The 15,197-nt window shown below is 71.4% G+C and carries 14 protein-coding genes; 4 read left to right on the top strand and 10 right to left on the bottom strand.

Annotated features, from left to right (window positions below):
* Positions 1-16 precede the first annotated feature (16 nt).
* The 3 genes from ACSHT8_RS07765 to ACSHT8_RS07755 form a co-directional block, all read right to left on the bottom strand.
* Complete coding sequence (locus tag ACSHT8_RS07765) at positions 17-712, bottom strand: copper homeostasis protein CutC (RefSeq protein ID WP_436499135.1); 696 nt, start codon at positions 710-712, stop codon at positions 17-19.
* Between the two features lie 94 nt (positions 713-806).
* Positions 807-4,022, bottom strand: coding sequence for a discoidin domain-containing protein (locus ACSHT8_RS07760; protein ID WP_436499133.1), 3,216 nt, complete (start codon positions 4,020-4,022; stop codon positions 807-809).
* 186 nt (positions 4,023-4,208) lie between these two features.
* Complete coding sequence (locus ACSHT8_RS07755; protein ID WP_436499131.1) at positions 4,209-5,744, bottom strand: phosphodiester glycosidase family protein; 1,536 nt, start codon at positions 5,742-5,744, stop codon at positions 4,209-4,211.
* Between the two features lie 90 nt (positions 5,745-5,834).
* On the opposite strand from ACSHT8_RS07755, the gene ACSHT8_RS07750 reads away from it, so the two are divergent.
* Positions 5,835-6,701 carry an arginase family protein gene (locus ACSHT8_RS07750; protein WP_436499129.1) on the top strand — a complete coding sequence of 289 codons (867 nt, stop codon included), beginning with the start codon at positions 5,835-5,837 and terminating at the stop codon, positions 6,699-6,701.
* Positions 6,702-6,722: 21 nt separating this feature from the next.
* Here ACSHT8_RS07750 and ACSHT8_RS07745 read toward each other — a convergent pair whose 3' ends face one another.
* From ACSHT8_RS07745 to ACSHT8_RS07720, 6 genes are all read right to left on the bottom strand, one after another.
* Positions 6,723-7,073, bottom strand: a complete 351-nt coding sequence (locus tag ACSHT8_RS07745) for an STAS domain-containing protein (protein ID WP_436499127.1) — start codon at positions 7,071-7,073, stop codon at positions 6,723-6,725.
* Between the two features lie 46 nt (positions 7,074-7,119).
* Complete coding sequence (locus tag ACSHT8_RS07740) at positions 7,120-8,154, bottom strand: HAD-IIIC family phosphatase (protein WP_436499125.1); 1,035 nt, start codon at positions 8,152-8,154, stop codon at positions 7,120-7,122.
* Positions 8,155-8,224: 70 nt separating this feature from the next.
* A complete protein-coding gene (locus ACSHT8_RS07735) occupies positions 8,225-9,271 on the bottom strand; it encodes an ABC transporter ATP-binding protein (RefSeq protein ID WP_436499123.1) in 1,047 nt (348 codons plus the stop codon).
* Positions 9,268-10,074, bottom strand: coding sequence for a molybdate ABC transporter permease subunit (gene modB / locus ACSHT8_RS07730; protein WP_436499121.1), 807 nt, complete (start codon positions 10,072-10,074; stop codon positions 9,268-9,270). Before modB ends, ACSHT8_RS07735 begins: the two co-directional genes overlap by 4 nt.
* Entirely contained in the window at positions 10,071-10,820 is a 750-nt protein-coding gene (gene modA / locus ACSHT8_RS07725; protein WP_436499119.1) for a molybdate ABC transporter substrate-binding protein, read from the bottom strand. Before modA ends, modB begins: the two co-directional genes overlap by 4 nt.
* A 2-nt stretch (positions 10,821-10,822) precedes the next feature.
* Positions 10,823-11,218, bottom strand: a complete 396-nt coding sequence (locus tag ACSHT8_RS07720; RefSeq protein ID WP_436499117.1) for a TOBE domain-containing protein — start codon at positions 11,216-11,218, stop codon at positions 10,823-10,825.
* 88 nt (positions 11,219-11,306) lie between these two features.
* On the opposite strand from ACSHT8_RS07720, the gene ACSHT8_RS07715 reads away from it, so the two are divergent.
* From ACSHT8_RS07715 to ACSHT8_RS07705, 3 genes are all read left to right on the top strand, one after another.
* Positions 11,307-12,437, top strand: a complete 1,131-nt coding sequence (locus ACSHT8_RS07715; protein ID WP_436499115.1) for a sensor histidine kinase — start codon at positions 11,307-11,309, stop codon at positions 12,435-12,437.
* Entirely contained in the window at positions 12,434-13,081 is a 648-nt protein-coding gene (locus ACSHT8_RS07710; protein ID WP_436499113.1) for a response regulator, read from the top strand. Before ACSHT8_RS07715 ends, ACSHT8_RS07710 begins: the two co-directional genes overlap by 4 nt.
* Before the next feature lie 103 nt (positions 13,082-13,184).
* Positions 13,185-14,393 (top strand): BTAD domain-containing putative transcriptional regulator, encoded by a 1,209-nt coding sequence (locus ACSHT8_RS07705; protein ID WP_436499111.1) that lies wholly within the window; start codon positions 13,185-13,187, stop codon positions 14,391-14,393.
* Here the strand turns inward: ACSHT8_RS07705 and ACSHT8_RS07700 are convergent.
* Positions 14,390-15,190 carry a PhzF family phenazine biosynthesis protein gene (locus ACSHT8_RS07700; RefSeq protein WP_436499110.1) on the bottom strand — a complete coding sequence of 267 codons (801 nt, stop codon included), beginning with the start codon at positions 15,188-15,190 and terminating at the stop codon, positions 14,390-14,392. The genes ACSHT8_RS07705 and ACSHT8_RS07700 overlap by 4 nt on opposite strands.
* Positions 15,191-15,197: the final 7 nt, after the last annotated feature.

Below are 15,197 nucleotides of genomic sequence, written 5' to 3'. Positions count from 1 at the left end.
ACGCTCCCGGAGCGAATTACGCCGTCCGGCCGCTGGTCAGTGCGCCGTGGAGCAGGTCGCGCAGCGAGCGGACCCGCTCCGGGTCGACCGGGGTGTCCCAGTCCGGCCGGGCCAGCGCGCCCGCGTGGATGGCGGTGACGCCACACGCGACGAGGTCCGGCACGTGCTCGTGTCGCAGCCCTCCGCCCGCGATGAACCGCACGCCCTGCTCCTGCCAGTGCGCCCGCTCCGCGAGCGCGGGGAGCCCCTGTGACAGTCCCAGGGCGGATCCGGCGGTCAGCACGTAGTCGAGCCCGGGCAGCGCGCACAGCGCAGGCCACGCGGACTCGGCGTCGGAGGCGTTGTCGAAGGCGCGGTGGAAGGTCCACGAAGCGCCGTCCAGGGCGTCCACCAGGGTCTCCGTGGCCGCCATGTCGACGCGGCCGTCCGGGGTCAGAAAGCCCAGGACGAACTCGTCGGCGCCCGCGGCGCGCAGCGTCTTCGCCGCGGTGACCAGGTCGGCGAGCCGGGCCCGATCCACGGTGAAGCCGTCCTGGTCGCGCAGCATCACGCGCAGGGGGATGTCCACCGCGGCGCGGATCGCGTCGACCAGGTCGGGGGATGGGGTGAGCCCGTCGCTGGCCATGTCGGTGATCACCTCCAGCCGGTCCGCGCCGCCGAGTTCGGCGGCACGGGCGTCGGCGACGGTGAGGGCGATGATCTCCAGCAGCACCTGGGCTCCTCTTGCCGGGTCAAGTTGTCTAGACCATTATGCATAGCGGAACGCGGGCCTCCCCAACAAGGGAGACCCGCGTCCCATTTGCCGATCAGATCCCGATCGCGGTGATCTCCGCCGCCGAGGTGTACTGACCGCCGTTGGCTTCGGACAGCGCCCTCAGCCGCAGGTACCGGCCGGTCTTCGCGGTGAACGTCGCCGTCTTCTCGGCGCCGTCGTTGGCGAAGGTGCCGGTCGCCACCGCGGTGCCCCAGTTCGTGGTGCTGTCACTGACATACACCTCGTACTGGCCGATCCGGCCGTTGACGCCGCCGTCCTGCCGGGGCAGGTACCGCAGGGCGGACACCGAGTGCGCCGAGCCCATGTCGATCTGGATCTCGTGCGGCAGCGGTGCCACGCTGCCGGACCACCCGGTGTGCCAGATGGTCCCCATCTCGCTGTCGAAGGCGTTGGTCGCCGCGCCGTTCTCGCCCGAGGTCTCCTGGCTGTCGGCGTAGACCAGCGACCAGCCCGACTTGCTGATCGGACCCGAGGTCACCGCCGAGCCGAGCGTGGTGATCTCGGCCGCCGAGGTCCACGGGTTCCCGTTGACCTCAGACAGGGCACGCAGCTTCACGTAGCGTCCAGCCTTCGAGGGGAAGGTGACGCTCTTCTCGGCGCCGTCGTTGGCGAAGGTGCCGGTCGCCACCGCGGTGCCCCAGTTCGTGGTGCTGCCGCTGACATACACCTCGTATTGGCCGATCCGGCCGTTGACGCCGCCGTCCTGCCGGGGCAGGTACCGCAGGCCGTCAACGTTGTACTGCCCGCCGAGGTCGATCTGGATCTCGTGCGGCGGCGCCGGGTCGGGGTTGACCTGCGACCACGCGGTGTGCCAGATCGTCGAGCTGCTGCCGTCGATCGCGGCGGCACCGGTCTGGCCGGGCTCGAAGCTGTCGACCGACAGCACCGACTGGCCCGCCTTCGGGATCGGCGAGCCCGCGGGCAGCGCCGGGATCGGCAGCGCGGTCGGCAGCGTGGCGCCGGTCGCGGTGACGGTGAACGCCGACGACGTCGAGAGCGAACCGGTCTTGACGTACAGCACGCCGCTGCGGTCGGCCGGGTCGTGGAACCAGCCGGTGGCCGCCGAGTCGTACGCGGACTTCGTCGTGTGCTTGGTCAGCGTGGTCGAGCCGAGGGTGACCGTGGAGGGCGCGCCCGCCACGTGCACGTTCAGCTCGTAGCCGCGGTTGGCCAGTTTGCCGGTGTAGGAGCCGTTGCTGGCGCCGACACTGACCACGACGTCGCCCGAGCCCGAGGTGGGCGCGGTGACGTTCACGGCCTGCTTGGCGAACGCGCCGGTCTGGAACGCCCGGGTGTTGCCGTCGTCCTCGTACAGCGAGAAGGACGAGTTGCCGTTCGGGTAGACGTCGAAGGTGATCGGCGTCGCGGGCTTCTCACCGGCGTAGTTCATCTGCGGCCACATCGGCACGATGCCGCCGCCGCGGACGAACAGCGGCAGGGTGTCCAGCGGCGCGGTGTAGCCGTTGAACGTGCCAGGTCCCTGGTAGACCTTGCCGCTCCAGTAGTCCGTCCAAGTTCCGGCGGGCAGGTAGATGCCGTCGCGGACGGTGGTGTCGCTGGTGACCGGGGCGACCAGGAACGCGTCGCCCGCCATGAACTGCTGGCTGGTCTGGTTGCCGCGCGCGATCGGGTCGTTCGGGTACTCGAGCACCATGGCGCGGGTCGACGGGTAGCCCGTCTCGTGCGCGACACGGCTGGTCGAGTACAGGTACGGCAGGATCCGCTCGCGCAGCTTCAGGTACTTGCGGTTGATCGACAGCGTCGGCTCGGCGAAGCGCCACGGCTGCTTGTCGTGGAAGCCCGTCGTCGGGCCGGTCGCGCCCCAGCCGGACATCGTCATGAGCGAGGGCAGGAACGACTTCCACTGCAGGTCGCGGGCGTAGGTCTTGGGGCTGCCGTCGAAGATGCCGTCGACGTCACCGGAGGCGTAGTTCAGCGCGGACAGGCCCGCGCCCGCGATCGCCGGGACGTGCCAGCGCATGTCCGCCCACGTGCCGTGGGTGTCACCGCTCCAGACCACCGCGTTGCGCTGGGTGCCCGCCCAGCCGTCGACCGTCCACACGAACCGGCGGCCGTTGCTGTTGTTCTCGATGCCGTCGACGGCCTGCTGCACGCCGTCGAAGGCGTACTTGTAGCCGCCGCCGATCCAGGCCACGTCGGTCTTCACCGCGCGGCTGCCGGACACGCCGACCTCGTTGGCGATGTTGGCCAGGCCGGTGGAGGTCCACAGGCCGGTCTTGAAGCCCCGGGTGGCGAGCTGCGAGACGACGTTGGTCAGATCCTTGTAGCCGCAGCCGTAGCCGTCGTTGGGCAGGAACCAGCCGGACGGCATGTCCGCGGCCCGCGCCTGGTCGGCGTACTTGATCACATCGGGCGTGTTCTGGTGATCGATGCGGTTCGGGTCGCCCTGGTAGTCCGGGCTGGAGGCGTTCCAGCAGTCGGCGTTGCCCATCTCGAAGCCCCAGATGGGTGCCAGGAAGGGCTTTCCGGTGACATCGGTGTAGCGGTTGAGGATGTCCTTCGGGGTGTCGCCGACGAAGTAGAACGCGTCGAAGCGGGACTCGTTGTGCCGCAGGCCGACCGTGGAGTTGAAGGCGTACTGGCCGGGCGCCCAGGTGTTGCGCACGACGCCGTAGCCGTTGGTGGAGAAGTAGAACGGCGCAGGGGACGCGTTCGTGTTCTCCCGCCACTGGTTGTCCTTGGCGACCGGGACGGTCAGGTCGCGCAGCGCCCAGTTGCCGAGGCGGAAACCGGTGCCGTAGAACTGCTCGTCGGAGCCCCGGACCAGCGACTGGGTCGCGGTGGTCGCCTGGGTGTCCCAGGTGAGGCCGACCGACTCCTTCCACACGGGCGTGGTGTTGTCGGCCTTGTAGAGCTCGAACTTCAGCGGGGTCTTGTACGCCCGCAGGGTGAGGGCGCTGGTGCTGATCTTGTAGTACGTGCCCGCGTCGGTGTACGAAGTGGACACCGGGCCGAAGTCGGTCTTGATCGCGATCTGGCCGTTGACCGGGTCGGAGAAGGTGCCGTTCGGCGCCATCCAGAGTCGGAACACGCCAGGCTGGGCGAAGGACACGCGGACCTTCGGGGTGCCTGCCGAGATGTCGTAGGTGCTGCCGTTCTGGGTGAACGCGGTGATGTTGCCGAGGGTGACGGGCGCTGCGGACGCGGACGTAGCTGTCACCAGAGTGAGTGATCCGGCGACTGCCGCGATCGCCAGCAGGGTGCGGGCGCGGGGTCGTGCTCTCATGGATACCTTCCAGGCGCAGGGGCGAAGATCAGGCACGAGAACTGTTCATTCATGAAGGTTAAAGGCAACTTTCATGCATAATTGCGCAGCGTGCTCCTGAGGTCGGCCCCTGTCAACCCTTCGTTCACGCACGATACAAAACGGACCCGTCGCGGTGACGGGTCCGTTCTTTTGCGTGGTCGGCGGCTACGGCACCAGGACTATGGCGTCACCCGCCGGACGCTCGCCCGCCGTGTCACTCGGACGGTTGACGATCTGTCCGTTGGCCACCGCCGTGCTGGAACCGCCGCCGTCGAGGTTGACCGCCGAACGTACGCCCAGACCCGCCATGACCTGGGCGGTCTCGGCGATGCTCAGTCCCGCGCTCCAGCCGGGCGCGCGGCCGTCGCACTGCATTAAGACGAGCCTGCCGTCCGGGAGCACACCCGCGGCTGTGCGCGGGTTGCGGCGTTCGTACCAGCGCCAGAAGAACTCAGCCCTGGCCGAACCCGCGATGGGCTCGGGGCTCCAGCCGTCGCGGGCCGGGTCCAGGGCGATTTCGCCGTCATCGACCAGGAGCGGGCCGCCGTTGATCACGGTCGTGCGCTTGGTCAGCGGGAGAGGGGTGCCGGTTTCGGTGTCGACAACCCGCTCCCGCGTGGTCCACCGGGTGCCGACGGTCGCGGTGCGCTGGAGCCCCTCGGCCGCCGTGCCGGTGGCCTGCACGACCTGGTGGCCGGGTGCCGGGTTCGCGCCGCCACGGGTGCCTACGGCGATGACGCGGCCCGCGCGGTCCAGTTCGACCTGGTAACCAGGTCCGGTGGGCAGCGCGGCGCCGAACGCGGGGGAGAAGACGACCACCTCGTCGGGATTGCCGCAGGTGTAGTCGTGCGCGGCGGGAAGCGTGCCGACGCCGCCGCAGTTGACGACCAGGCCGGGGGTGCGGTTGAGGCCGGTCACCTGCACGCGGGACGGGCCGACCAGTTCGAGGTCCGTGCGCAGGCGCCGGACCTGGGCGCGGTCGTTGCGCAGCACCAGCGCGGGCCGGTCGCCGACCGACTCCGACAGCACCTCGCCGTCGATCACCGAGATGCCCGCCGGGTCGCCGTCGGTGCCCTCCAGCCACGGCCCCGGCACGTCACGGGTGCCGTCGATGGTGAAGTACCCGCCGTTGACCGCGGCGAGGGCGCCCGCCCGCTCCGCCATCGCCGAGGTCGTCTCCCGCCCCGCGACGGCGTCGTTCGCGAGCACGCCGCGCACCTCGCCGCCGAACCTCGCCGGGTCGACCACAAGCAGGTTCACCCGCCACGGCCCGTCAGTGGCCACACCGTCGTCGAGGGTGTTGTCGGTACGCGGCGACAGGCCCGCGGCCCGGAGCGCGGGCAGCAGCGCGTCGGCCTGGGCCAGGGTGGCGAACCTGCCGACCCGCACGACCCAGCCCGCGGTCCCGGCCCGCTCCCGCCGAGGCTCGAACCCGGCGGCGCGCACCTTCTGCTCTATCGCCTCCAGGCCGGTCACCCCGAACCCGGCCGACACGGTGAACACATCCCGCGCGTCGACCCGCCCGCGCACGATGCTGTGCAACTCGACGCCCGGGGCGAGCCGGCGTACGGACCGCTGTTCTGGCAGGTCGGAGGCGCCGAGTGGGAGTGCGGGAAAGCCGGTTGTGGCTGCTGCTCCGGTCCCGGTGAGCACGGTGGCGGTGACGGTCAGGGCGGCTAAAGCGGCGTTGAGTCGGCGCATTGCCCGAACCTAGGCCGCCGCGGTGGCCGCTCGGTGATCTTCGGATGAACGCCGCTTCGCCGTACCCGGCTAAAGCGTTATGCTGGTTACATGAAGATCGCCGTGCTGGACGCCCCGACCAACCTGGGCCTTCGCCCGCCGGTGCCCGGCGCCGTGCCCGGCTGCTACAAGGCCCCCGGCGCCCTGCGCGACCTCGACCTGCTGAGGCGGCTCGACGCCCGCGACGCAGGCCACCTGGTGGCGCCGCGCTACGACCGGGGCGACTGGAAACCAGGCGACGGCGTGTTCCACGCACCCCAGATCGCCGCCTACGCCCGAGCGCTGGCCGACCGACTGCGCGACATCCCGGAACTCCCCCTCGTCCTAGGCGGCGATTGCAGCCTGCTGCTAGGCCCCGCCTTGCACGCCGCCGCCGACCCACGCCGGATCGGCCTCGTCTACCTGGACGGCAGCGCCGACCTACGACACCCGGGCAACTCGACAGTCGTCGGCGCCGCGGGCGGGGAGGCCCTCGCGCTGGTCACCGGCCGCGGACAGGCGGACCTGACCACCGGCGAACCACTGTTCGCCGACGAGGACGTAGTCGTACTCGGCATCCGCGACTACGACGAGGAGATCCCCGACCTGACCGCCGCAGGCATCGCCTTCCGCCACACGCCGGCGATCCGGGCAGCCGGCGCTCCCGCGTCGGCAGCCTGGGTCCGATCGACCCTCGCCCACGTCGACGCGTATTGGGTACATCTCGATGTCGACGTACTCGACCCGACGGTGCTTCACGCGGTGGATGCCCCGGACCCGGGCGGACTGACCGCGCTGGAATTGGTGGAACTGGTGCGTCCACTGGTGACCGCACCAGAGTGCATCGGAATGGACTTGACGATCTTCGACCCGGACCTGGACCCGGACGGCCGCCAAGCCCGGCTCGTGGCCGACTTGGTGGTGGATCTTCTCGCATAGGTTTGGATGCGGCTCAAGCCCCTAGCCGCGATCGGTAGCCGCATCCACCGAGTTGAAGATCGCCAACAGCGAATCCATCCCAGTCACCGCAAGAATCCGCAGCACCGGCGGATTCGTAGCAACCACCCGCAGCTCAACCGCCTGCTCCACACACCGCCGACGCGTAGTAGCAAGCGCACTGATCCCGCAAGACCCGAGAAACTCCACCCCGGTCAGATCAACCACAAGCTTCGTCGGCCGCTCAACCATCACCTGATCGAGTGCCTCGTGGAACACGTCAACCGTGCCCAGATCGATCTCGCCGCGCGCCCGCAGCACATCCGTCGACCCATGGCGATCCCGGTCCACCTGCAGACCATTGGGCAGCGGCACATCCACCACCTCCGAATCGGTCCCGCCGGATCAGGATTGGGCCATCCTAGCCGGCTCGCCACTCGTGGCGGGTGATCGTGACGGGGTGCGTGCGTTCAGCGGGCGGATCTCGGGGGTCAATGGCAAGTGTCAGCTCACGGTCGGACTCATGCACCACCGCGAAGCCCGCGAACCGCAGGGTGATCAGCATGACGCGGTTCGCCGGGCCGCGCACGAACTCCGCGACGGGGCGTCGCCCGTCGGCCAAGGCGCGTTCGAGCAGGTGGTCCAGCAGGGCGGGGGCCGCGCCGCGGGAGAGGACTCGGCAGGAGATCAGCAGGAGTTCGAGGACGCTGTCGGCCGCCGAGTACGCCGTCACCGCGACGCCGATGGTGCCGTAGGGGCCGAAGCGGTCGCGCAGGTCGGCGACGAGGATCTCGTGCCGGGGGGACGCGCACAGGGCCAGCAGCTCGTCGTGGGTGAAGGTCCGCCCCGTCGTGTTGAGCTGGTGGGCGCGGGTCGTCAGCTCCAGGACGCGGTCGAGGTCGGCGGGGTCGGCCGGGCGGACGCGCATGACCAGGTCGAGGCCCGCCAGGAACTCGCCCGCGGCGCCGACGTGGGCGGCTTCGGCGAGTCGGCGCTGTCGGTCGGCGCGGTAGAGGTGGCGGCGTCGGCGTGATTCGGGGGTGGCGAAATGCGGGCTGAAGAGGCTGGGGAGGCGGGCCGCGTCCGTGGCCGGGTAGCAGCGGACCGCGGGCAGGGCGGCGGCGACCTCGGCGCGTTCGGTCGGGTCGTCGTCGATGAAGGCGATGGCGTCGAGGGCGATGTCGAGTTCTTCGGCGACGCGTCTGATCGAGTCGGACTTGGTCTCGGGGCCGACCTCGACCCACGTGAACAGGTCGAGCAGGCCCTTGTCCGCCAGGTGCGCCTCCGCCAGCTCCGACGAACCCCGGTCGGTGGCGGCGTGCAGGACGCCGCGCTCATCGAGGGTGTGCAGGGTGCGGACGGCGTCGGCGAACGGGTCGGGGGCGGTGGTGAGGTCACCGTCCCAGAGGGTGCCGTCGAGGTCCCACACCACACACTTCACCGGCGCGTTCGTCACCGTGGCCACCTCCCCCTTCCGCGGACCTCTCGATGATCTCCAGGTTCCGGGCGCGGCGAAAGGTCTGAAGCTAGGCCGGATAGGTATGGATCTCGGTCGCCTTGACCGCCGCCCAGAGCGGGTTGCCCGGTTGGATGCGCAGTTCGGCGACCGTCGCGGCGGTGACGTCGGCCAGGACCGCTGGGGTGCCGTCGAGGCGGACCCGGATCGTGTTGGCGTGCTGCTCGACGCCCGCCACGGTGACCGGCCACGTGTTGCGCGGCCCGCTGGGCGCGCTCGGGTGCAGGCTGACGGCGCTCGGCGGGAACGCCAGGTGCACGGGCCCGGTGGCGGGGGTGGCCACGGTCAGCGCCCCGCCGTCGGTGAGGTCGACGGTCGTGTCGCGGGCGGTGCCCCGGTAGAGGTTGAGCCCGACGAGGCTGGCGACGTAGTCGGTGCGCGGCTGCCGCGCGACCTCGGCGGGTGCGCCCTGCTGGACGACGGCGCCGTCCTCCAGGATGACCAGCCGGTCGGCGAGCACCATCGCGTCGAGCGGGTCGTGGGTGACCATGAGCGTGTGGCCGGGGTAGTCGCGCAGGTGGTGGCCGAGTTCGGACCGCACGTGCAGCCGGGTGCTCGCGTCGAGCGCGGCCAGCGGCTCGTCGAGCAGCAGCAGGTCGGGGCCGGTGGCGAGGGCCCGCGCGAGGGCGACCCGCTGGGCCTGGCCGCCGGACAGCGCCCGCGGCTTGGTGCGCGCGTGCTCGGCGAGGCCGACCCTGGCGAGCCAGTCGTGGGCTTGGGCGCGGGCGGTGTGCCGGGGCACGCCGCGGGCACGCAGGCCGAACGCGACGTTCTCCAGCGCGGTCAGATGCGCGAACAGCAGATAGTCCTGGAACACGACGCCGATCGGCCTGGTCTCGGCGGGCCGGAACACCCCGGGCGGCGCGTCCCACGTGTCGTCGCTGAGCCGGAGGTGGCCGTCGGTCAGGGGGAGCAGCCCGGCCAGGGTTCGCAGCGCCGTCGACTTCCCGGCGCCGTTCGGCCCGAGCAGGGCGACGACCTCGCCGGGGGCGATGTCGAGGTCGAGGTTCAGGGAGAACTGACCGCGGGTGACCCGCAGCCGGGCCTCGAGGGTCATGCCGCGCCCCTGATCCAGCGTTCGCGCAGGCCGGCCAGGACCGCGACGGACACGAGCAGCAGGACCACGCTCAGCACGACCGCCGCGTCCGGCTCGGTCTCCAGGGCGAGGTAGACGGCCAGCGGCATGGTCGTGGTCTCGCCGGGGAAGTTGCCCGCGAAGGTGATCGTCGCGCCGAACTCACCCAGTGCGCGCGCCCAGCAGAGCACGGCTCCCGCCACCACCCCCGGCATGATCGACGGCAGCGTCACCCGCCGAAACGCCAGCCACCGCGACGCACCCAACGTGGCGGCGGCCTCCTCGAACCGCGGATCGGCCGCGCGCAGGGCGCCCTCGACCGAGATCACCAGGAACGGCATCGCCACGAACGCCTCCGCCACGACAACGCCGGCCGTGGTGAACGGCAACGACACCCCGAACCACGCGTCGAGGTACTGCCCGACAAGCCCACGCCTGCCGAGCACCAGCAACAACGCGACGCCACCGACGACTGGCGGCAGGACAAGGGGGACGGTGACGAGTGCGCGCAGCAGGCCGCGACCGGGGATGTCGGCTCGGGCCAGCACCCACGCCAGCGGCACGCCCAGCACGAGACAGATGGCGGTGGCCAGACTCGCGCAGACCAGCGAGAGCCGGAGCGCTTCGCCGACGGCGGCGCTGAACAGTTGCTCTGGCAGGCGGGACCAGGGGGCACGGATCAGCAGACCGATGAGGGGGACCAGGAGAAACAACAGCCCGATCGCGGCGGGCAACACGAGGACGACGGGCAGCCGCCCCCGCGCGGATCGCCGGGTGGTGGTCACGGGCTGTCGAAGCCCGCTTCGGTGAACGTCGTCTTGCCCTTGTCCGACAAGACGAACTCGACGAACGCCTTCGCCGCCGTGGCGTTCGGGGCCTTGGTCAACGGGGCGATCGGGTAGTCGTTGACCGCCTTGTCCGCCTCCGGGAACGCGATTCCCTCGACCGCGTCACCCGCCGCCTTCACGTCGGTCCGATACACCAGCGCGGCGTCGACCTCACCGAGGCGGACCTTCGTCAGGACCGCCTTGACGTCCTGTTCCAGCGTGTCCGGCTGCGGCGTCACACCAGCGGCGTCGAATGCCTTCTTCGCCGCCGCGCCGCAGGGGACCTGGTCGGCGCACAGGGCGATCTTCAGGTCGGCCTTGGCGAAGTCCGCCAGGCCCGCGACCTTGCCTGGGTTGCCCTTCGGCACCGCGATCTGCAGTCGGTTGCGCACGAACGTCGTCGGCGTCCCGGTGATGTCGCTGACCTGCTTGAGGTTCGCGGGCGACGCCGAGGCGAACACGTCGGCGGGGGCGCCCTGGCTGAGCTGCTGGGCGAGGGCCGAGCTCCCGCCGAAGTTGAAGGTGATCTTCACGCCGGGGTGCGCGGCCTCGAACTCCTTGCCGAGCTTGGTGAACGTCTCGGTCAGCGACGCCGCGGCGAACACCGTGACCGTGCCGGACAGCCCGTCGGAATTCTGTTCGGCTTGCGGTGTGCCGCAGCCCGCGAGCAGGGCCACGGCCAGCAGTCCGGCCACGCGGTTCATGCTCACTCCGGGATCTCGACGACGACGTGAGTGGACTTGATCGAGGCCACGGCGACGCTGCCGACCTCCAGTTCGAGCTCGTCCGCGGCGTCCCGGCTCATCAGGGACACGATGCGGAACGGACCGGCCTGCATCTCGACCTGGGCCATCACGCCGTCCTTCACGACCCGGGTGACGATGCCGCGCATCCGGTTGCGGGCCGACGCGGCGACCGTCGTGCCCGGCTCGGCGACCTCGGTGAGCCGCTTGGCGAACGCGGCCAGTTCGCGGCCGTCGATGGCCTTGCGGCCCGCGTCGGTCTGGACGGCGGCGAGCCTGCCCTGATCGATCCACCGCCGCACGGTGTCGTCGCTGACCCCGAGCAGGGCGGCGGCCTCGCTGATCCGCAAATTCGGCACAACAGGCAGCATATAGCCGCAGACGAGGTTGGCAATACTATGTCAACTCCGCCCATCTACCGTGCCCACGGAACAGAGGGGGAACCGAGTGGGCCGAGCACCACAGCCCGCGATCCGCGCGGCCGCCGCCGTCTGGGGGTCGGCGACGGCCGCGCGGGTGCCCGCGACACTGGTCGACGTCGTGCTGACCGTGCTGTCGCTGCTGGGGCAGACCGCGCCGTTCGTCCTCACAAGCAGGCCGTGGACCGCGCTGGAGTACGTCCCGGTGCTGGTCGTCGCGCTGCCGGTGCTGTGGCGGCGGCGTGCCCCGGTGACGTGCCTGATCATCGCCGCGCTCGGGGTGACGCTCTACTCCGTGGTCGGGACGGACGGGCCTGACCAGCCGGTCTGGTACGGCGCGCTCGTCCTGATGTACACCGTCGCCGACCGGGCCACGCGCGGGCAGCGCGTGGCGACGCTGGTCGCCGCGGTGGTCGGGGTCGTCGTGGTCGGCGGGATGATCGGCACCGTCGAGATCGCCGTCAAGGAAGGCTTCCTCTGGGGTTCGGCCTACGCGCTGGGCCGCGGCGCGTACCTGCGGCGGGCCGAGGCGGAGGCGCGGGCCGCCATGGCCGAGCACGACCGGGAACTCGCCGCCGAGCGCGAGCGGGCACGGATCGCCCGCGACATGCACGACATCCTCGCCCACGCCGTCAGCCTGATGGTCGTGCAGGCCGAGGCCGGGCCGGTCGCGTTGCGCGCGGAGCCCGCGAAGGCCGAGGCCGCGTTCGACGCCATCGCCGCGGCGGGCCGCGACGCCATGACGCAGCTGCGCCGCACGCTCGGCCTGCTCAAGGACGCGCCACGGGCGCCGCGACCCACGCTGGCGGGGATCGCCGACCTGGTCGCGGGCGTGCCGGAGGTCCGGCTCGACATCCGGGGCACGGCACGGCCGGTGCCGCCCGACGTCGAGGTCGCGGCCTACCGGATCGTGCAGGAGGCGCTGACCAACATCGTCAAGCACGCCGACCCGGCCACCGGGTCGGTCAGTCTCGAATGGACGGACGACCTGGTGATCACCGTGCGCAACAGCGGTTCTCGGCCGGGCGGCGGCGGACACGGCCTCATCGGCATCACCGAACGCGCCGCGGCCTGCGGCGGGCGGGCCGACTGCGGGCCGGTTCCCGGCACCCGCGACTTCCAGGTGTCGGTCCGGCTGCCGGTCGGGGTGCGCGCGTGAGAATCCGTGTCGTGGTCGCCGACGACCAGGAACTCGTGCGCAGCGGGTTCGCGATGATCCTCGACGCCCAGCCCGACATCACCGTCGTCGCCGAGGCGGGCGACGGCGTCGCGGCCGTCGCCGCCGTCCGGGAGCACGCGCCGGACGTGCTGCTGCTCGACATCCGCATGCCCAGGATGGACGGCATCGAGGCGGTCGGTCTCGTCGCCGGTGCCACCAAGGTCATCATGCTGACCACCTTCGACCAGGACGACTACGTCTTCGCCGCCCTGCACGCCGGGGCCAGCGGCTTCCTGCTCAAGGACGTCCGCCGCGACGACCTGGTCCACGCGGTGCGGGTGACCGCGCGGGGTGAGGCGATGCTGGCCCCCGCCGTCGCGCGGCGGCTGATCGAGGACGTCGTGCGCAGGCGCGGCGGCCCGCCCACCGTCGACGTCTCGGCGCTGACCGCCCGGGAGCGGGAGGCGCTGCTGCACCTGGGCCGCGGCCTCACCAACGCCGAGATCGCCGCCGAACTCGTCGTCAGCGAGCACACCGTCAAGACACACGTGAGCAACGTGCTCGCCAAACTCCAGCTCCGCGACCGGGTCCAGGCCGCCATCGCCGCCTACGAGTCCGGCCTGATCGTCCCGGGATCCCGCTGACGGGGGAGGGGCGGATCCGTCGCGTCGGCGATGTGCCGGGGTGGTCCCGGGCGCCAGCATTCGGTCGTGCGCGCTGTGGGCGCTCGACGGGTGTGGGGGAGCGATGGAGTTCAGGATCTTGGGGCCGCTGGTGGTGCTCGACGCGGCCGGGGGAGTGGTCGACCTCGGCGGCCCGCTGCGGCGCACGCTGCTGGCGGCGCTGCTGCTGCGGGCCAACCACACGGTGCTGATGGACACCCTGGTCGAGCAGATGTGGGACGGCCGACCGCCGCGCACCGCGGCCACCACCGTGCACACCCACCTCAGCCGACTCCGGGCCAGGCTGGCCGCCGCCGGACCGGACGGCACCGACCGGATCATCCGCGACGCCTCCGGCTACCGGCTGCGCGTCGAGCCGGGGGAACTCGACGTCGACCGGTTCGCCGACTTGTTGGCGGCCAAGGACTACGCGAACGCGCTGCGACTGTGGCGCGCGCCCGCTCTCATCGACATCGACGCCGCGTTCGCCCGCCCCAGGGCAACCGCGCTCGACGAACACCGGATCACCGCGATCGAGGAGTACGCGGCCCTGCGCATCGACGGCGGCGCCTCGGCCGCCGCGGCCGCCGATCTGCGCGCCGCGGCCGTGGCCCATCCGCTGCGGGAACGGGTGGTCGAACTGCTGATGCTCGCGCTGCACCAGGACGGCCGGACCAGCGACGCACTGGCCGCCTACCAGCGTTTCCGCACGCGAACCGCGACCGATCTCGGCCTTGAACCAGGTGCTGGACTCCAGGCTCTGCACCAGAGATTGCTGCGTGGCACCGGGTCCGTCACCGGCCGGCACAGCCTGCCGCCGGACATCGAGTTCACCGGCAGACGCGCCGAGGTGCACGCACTGACGGCGGTGCCGACCGGGGCGGTGCTGCCGATCCGGTTGATCACCGGACCGGCTGGGTCAGGCAAGACGGCGTTGGCGGTGCACGTCGCGCACCGGCTCGCGGACCGGTATCCGGACGGCCAGCTCTATCTGTCGTTAGCCCATGGCAGCATGTCGCCTGCCGAGGCGGTGCGGTCGCTGCTGCTGATGCTCGGCGTGCCTGCAATGTCCATTCCGGACACTTTGGCGCTGCGGGTGGCGTTCTGGCGGACGCAGTTGGCCCGGAGCCGCATGCTGATGCTGCTCGATGACGTTGGTTCGGCCTGCCAGCTGATGCCGTTGTTGGCTGGTGGCCGGGGGTGTCTGGTGTTGGCCGTGAGTCGTGGCCGGTTGGCCGGGGTGCCGTCGTCGTGCGAGGTGGTGTTGCGCGGATCGGTTCGGCTGGTGGGTTAGACGCGGAGTTCGCCGTCCAGGACGGTGACGGCGTGGCCGGTGAGCAGCACCCGGTCGCCGTCGAGTTCGGTGTGGACGAAGCCGGAGCGGGCCGAGACCTGGAGGCCGAGCAGCGTGGACTTGCCCAGGCGGGCCGACCAGAACGGCGCCAGCGCGGTGTGGGCGCTGCCGGTCACCGGGTCCTCGGGGATGCCGCACGCGGGGGCGAAGAGCCGGGACACGAAGTCGTGGCCCGGGGTCGCGGATTGGGCGGTGACCACGAAGCCGCGCGTGGGGGTGTCGCCCGCGAGGTGGGTGAGAGCGGTCAGATCGGGGGTCAGGCCGCGGACGGTGGCCTCGTCGGCGAGTTCGATCAGCAGGTCGCCGAGGGCGCCGGTGGCATAGGTGGCCACCGGGGTCACGCCGAGGGCCGCGGCGAGGCCGTCGGGGATGGTGGTCTCGACCGTGGGGGCGGCGGGGAAGTCGAGGGTGATGGTGCCGTCGTCGCGTGAGTGGGTGGTGAGCGGGCCGCTGCGGCTGGTGAAGGTGGTGGTGCCCGCGCCCTTGTCCTCGCGGAGCGCGTGCGCGGTGGCCAGGGTGGCGTGGCCGCAGAGGTCGACCTCGGTGGTGGGGGTGAACCAGCGCAACCGGTAGTCGGCCTCCGTGCTGGGGAGCGCGAACGCTGTCTCCGACAGGTTCATCTCCGCGGCGACCGCCTGCATCCAGCGTTCGTCGGCGTCGGCGTCCAGGAGGCAGACGGCGGCCGGGTTGCCCGCGAAGGGGCGGTCGGTGAAGGCGTCGACGACTCGGATGCGCATGACTCGA

The sequence above is a fragment of the Actinokineospora sp. HUAS TT18 genome, from assembly GCF_051364635.1.
Lineage (GTDB): Bacteria > Actinomycetota > Actinomycetes > Mycobacteriales > Pseudonocardiaceae > Actinokineospora.
The sequence above is the reverse complement of the archived record's forward strand: the minus strand, read 5'-3'. Positions and strand labels throughout refer to the sequence as shown.

What these genes read in the sequence shown, in the direction of transcription:
- ACSHT8_RS07735 (WP_436499123.1), bottom strand. Translation starts at nt 9,271, where the DNA reads ATGACCCTCGAGGCCCGGCTGCGGGTCACCCGCGGTCAGTTCTCCCTG.
- modA (WP_436499119.1), bottom strand. Translation starts at nt 10,820, where the DNA reads ATGAACCGCGTGGCCGGACTGCTGGCCGTGGCCCTGCTCGCGGGCTGC.
- ACSHT8_RS07705 (WP_436499111.1), top strand. Translation starts at nt 13,185, where the DNA reads ATGGAGTTCAGGATCTTGGGGCCGCTGGTGGTGCTCGACGCGGCCGGG.
- ACSHT8_RS07750 (WP_436499129.1), top strand. Translation starts at nt 5,835, where the DNA reads ATGAAGATCGCCGTGCTGGACGCCCCGACCAACCTGGGCCTTCGCCCG.
- ACSHT8_RS07755 (WP_436499131.1), bottom strand. Translation starts at nt 5,744, where the DNA reads ATGCGCCGACTCAACGCCGCTTTAGCCGCCCTGACCGTCACCGCCACC.
- ACSHT8_RS07700 (WP_436499110.1), bottom strand. Translation starts at nt 15,190, where the DNA reads ATGCGCATCCGAGTCGTCGACGCCTTCACCGACCGCCCCTTCGCGGGC.
- ACSHT8_RS07760 (WP_436499133.1), bottom strand. Translation starts at nt 4,022, where the DNA reads ATGAGAGCACGACCCCGCGCCCGCACCCTGCTGGCGATCGCGGCAGTC.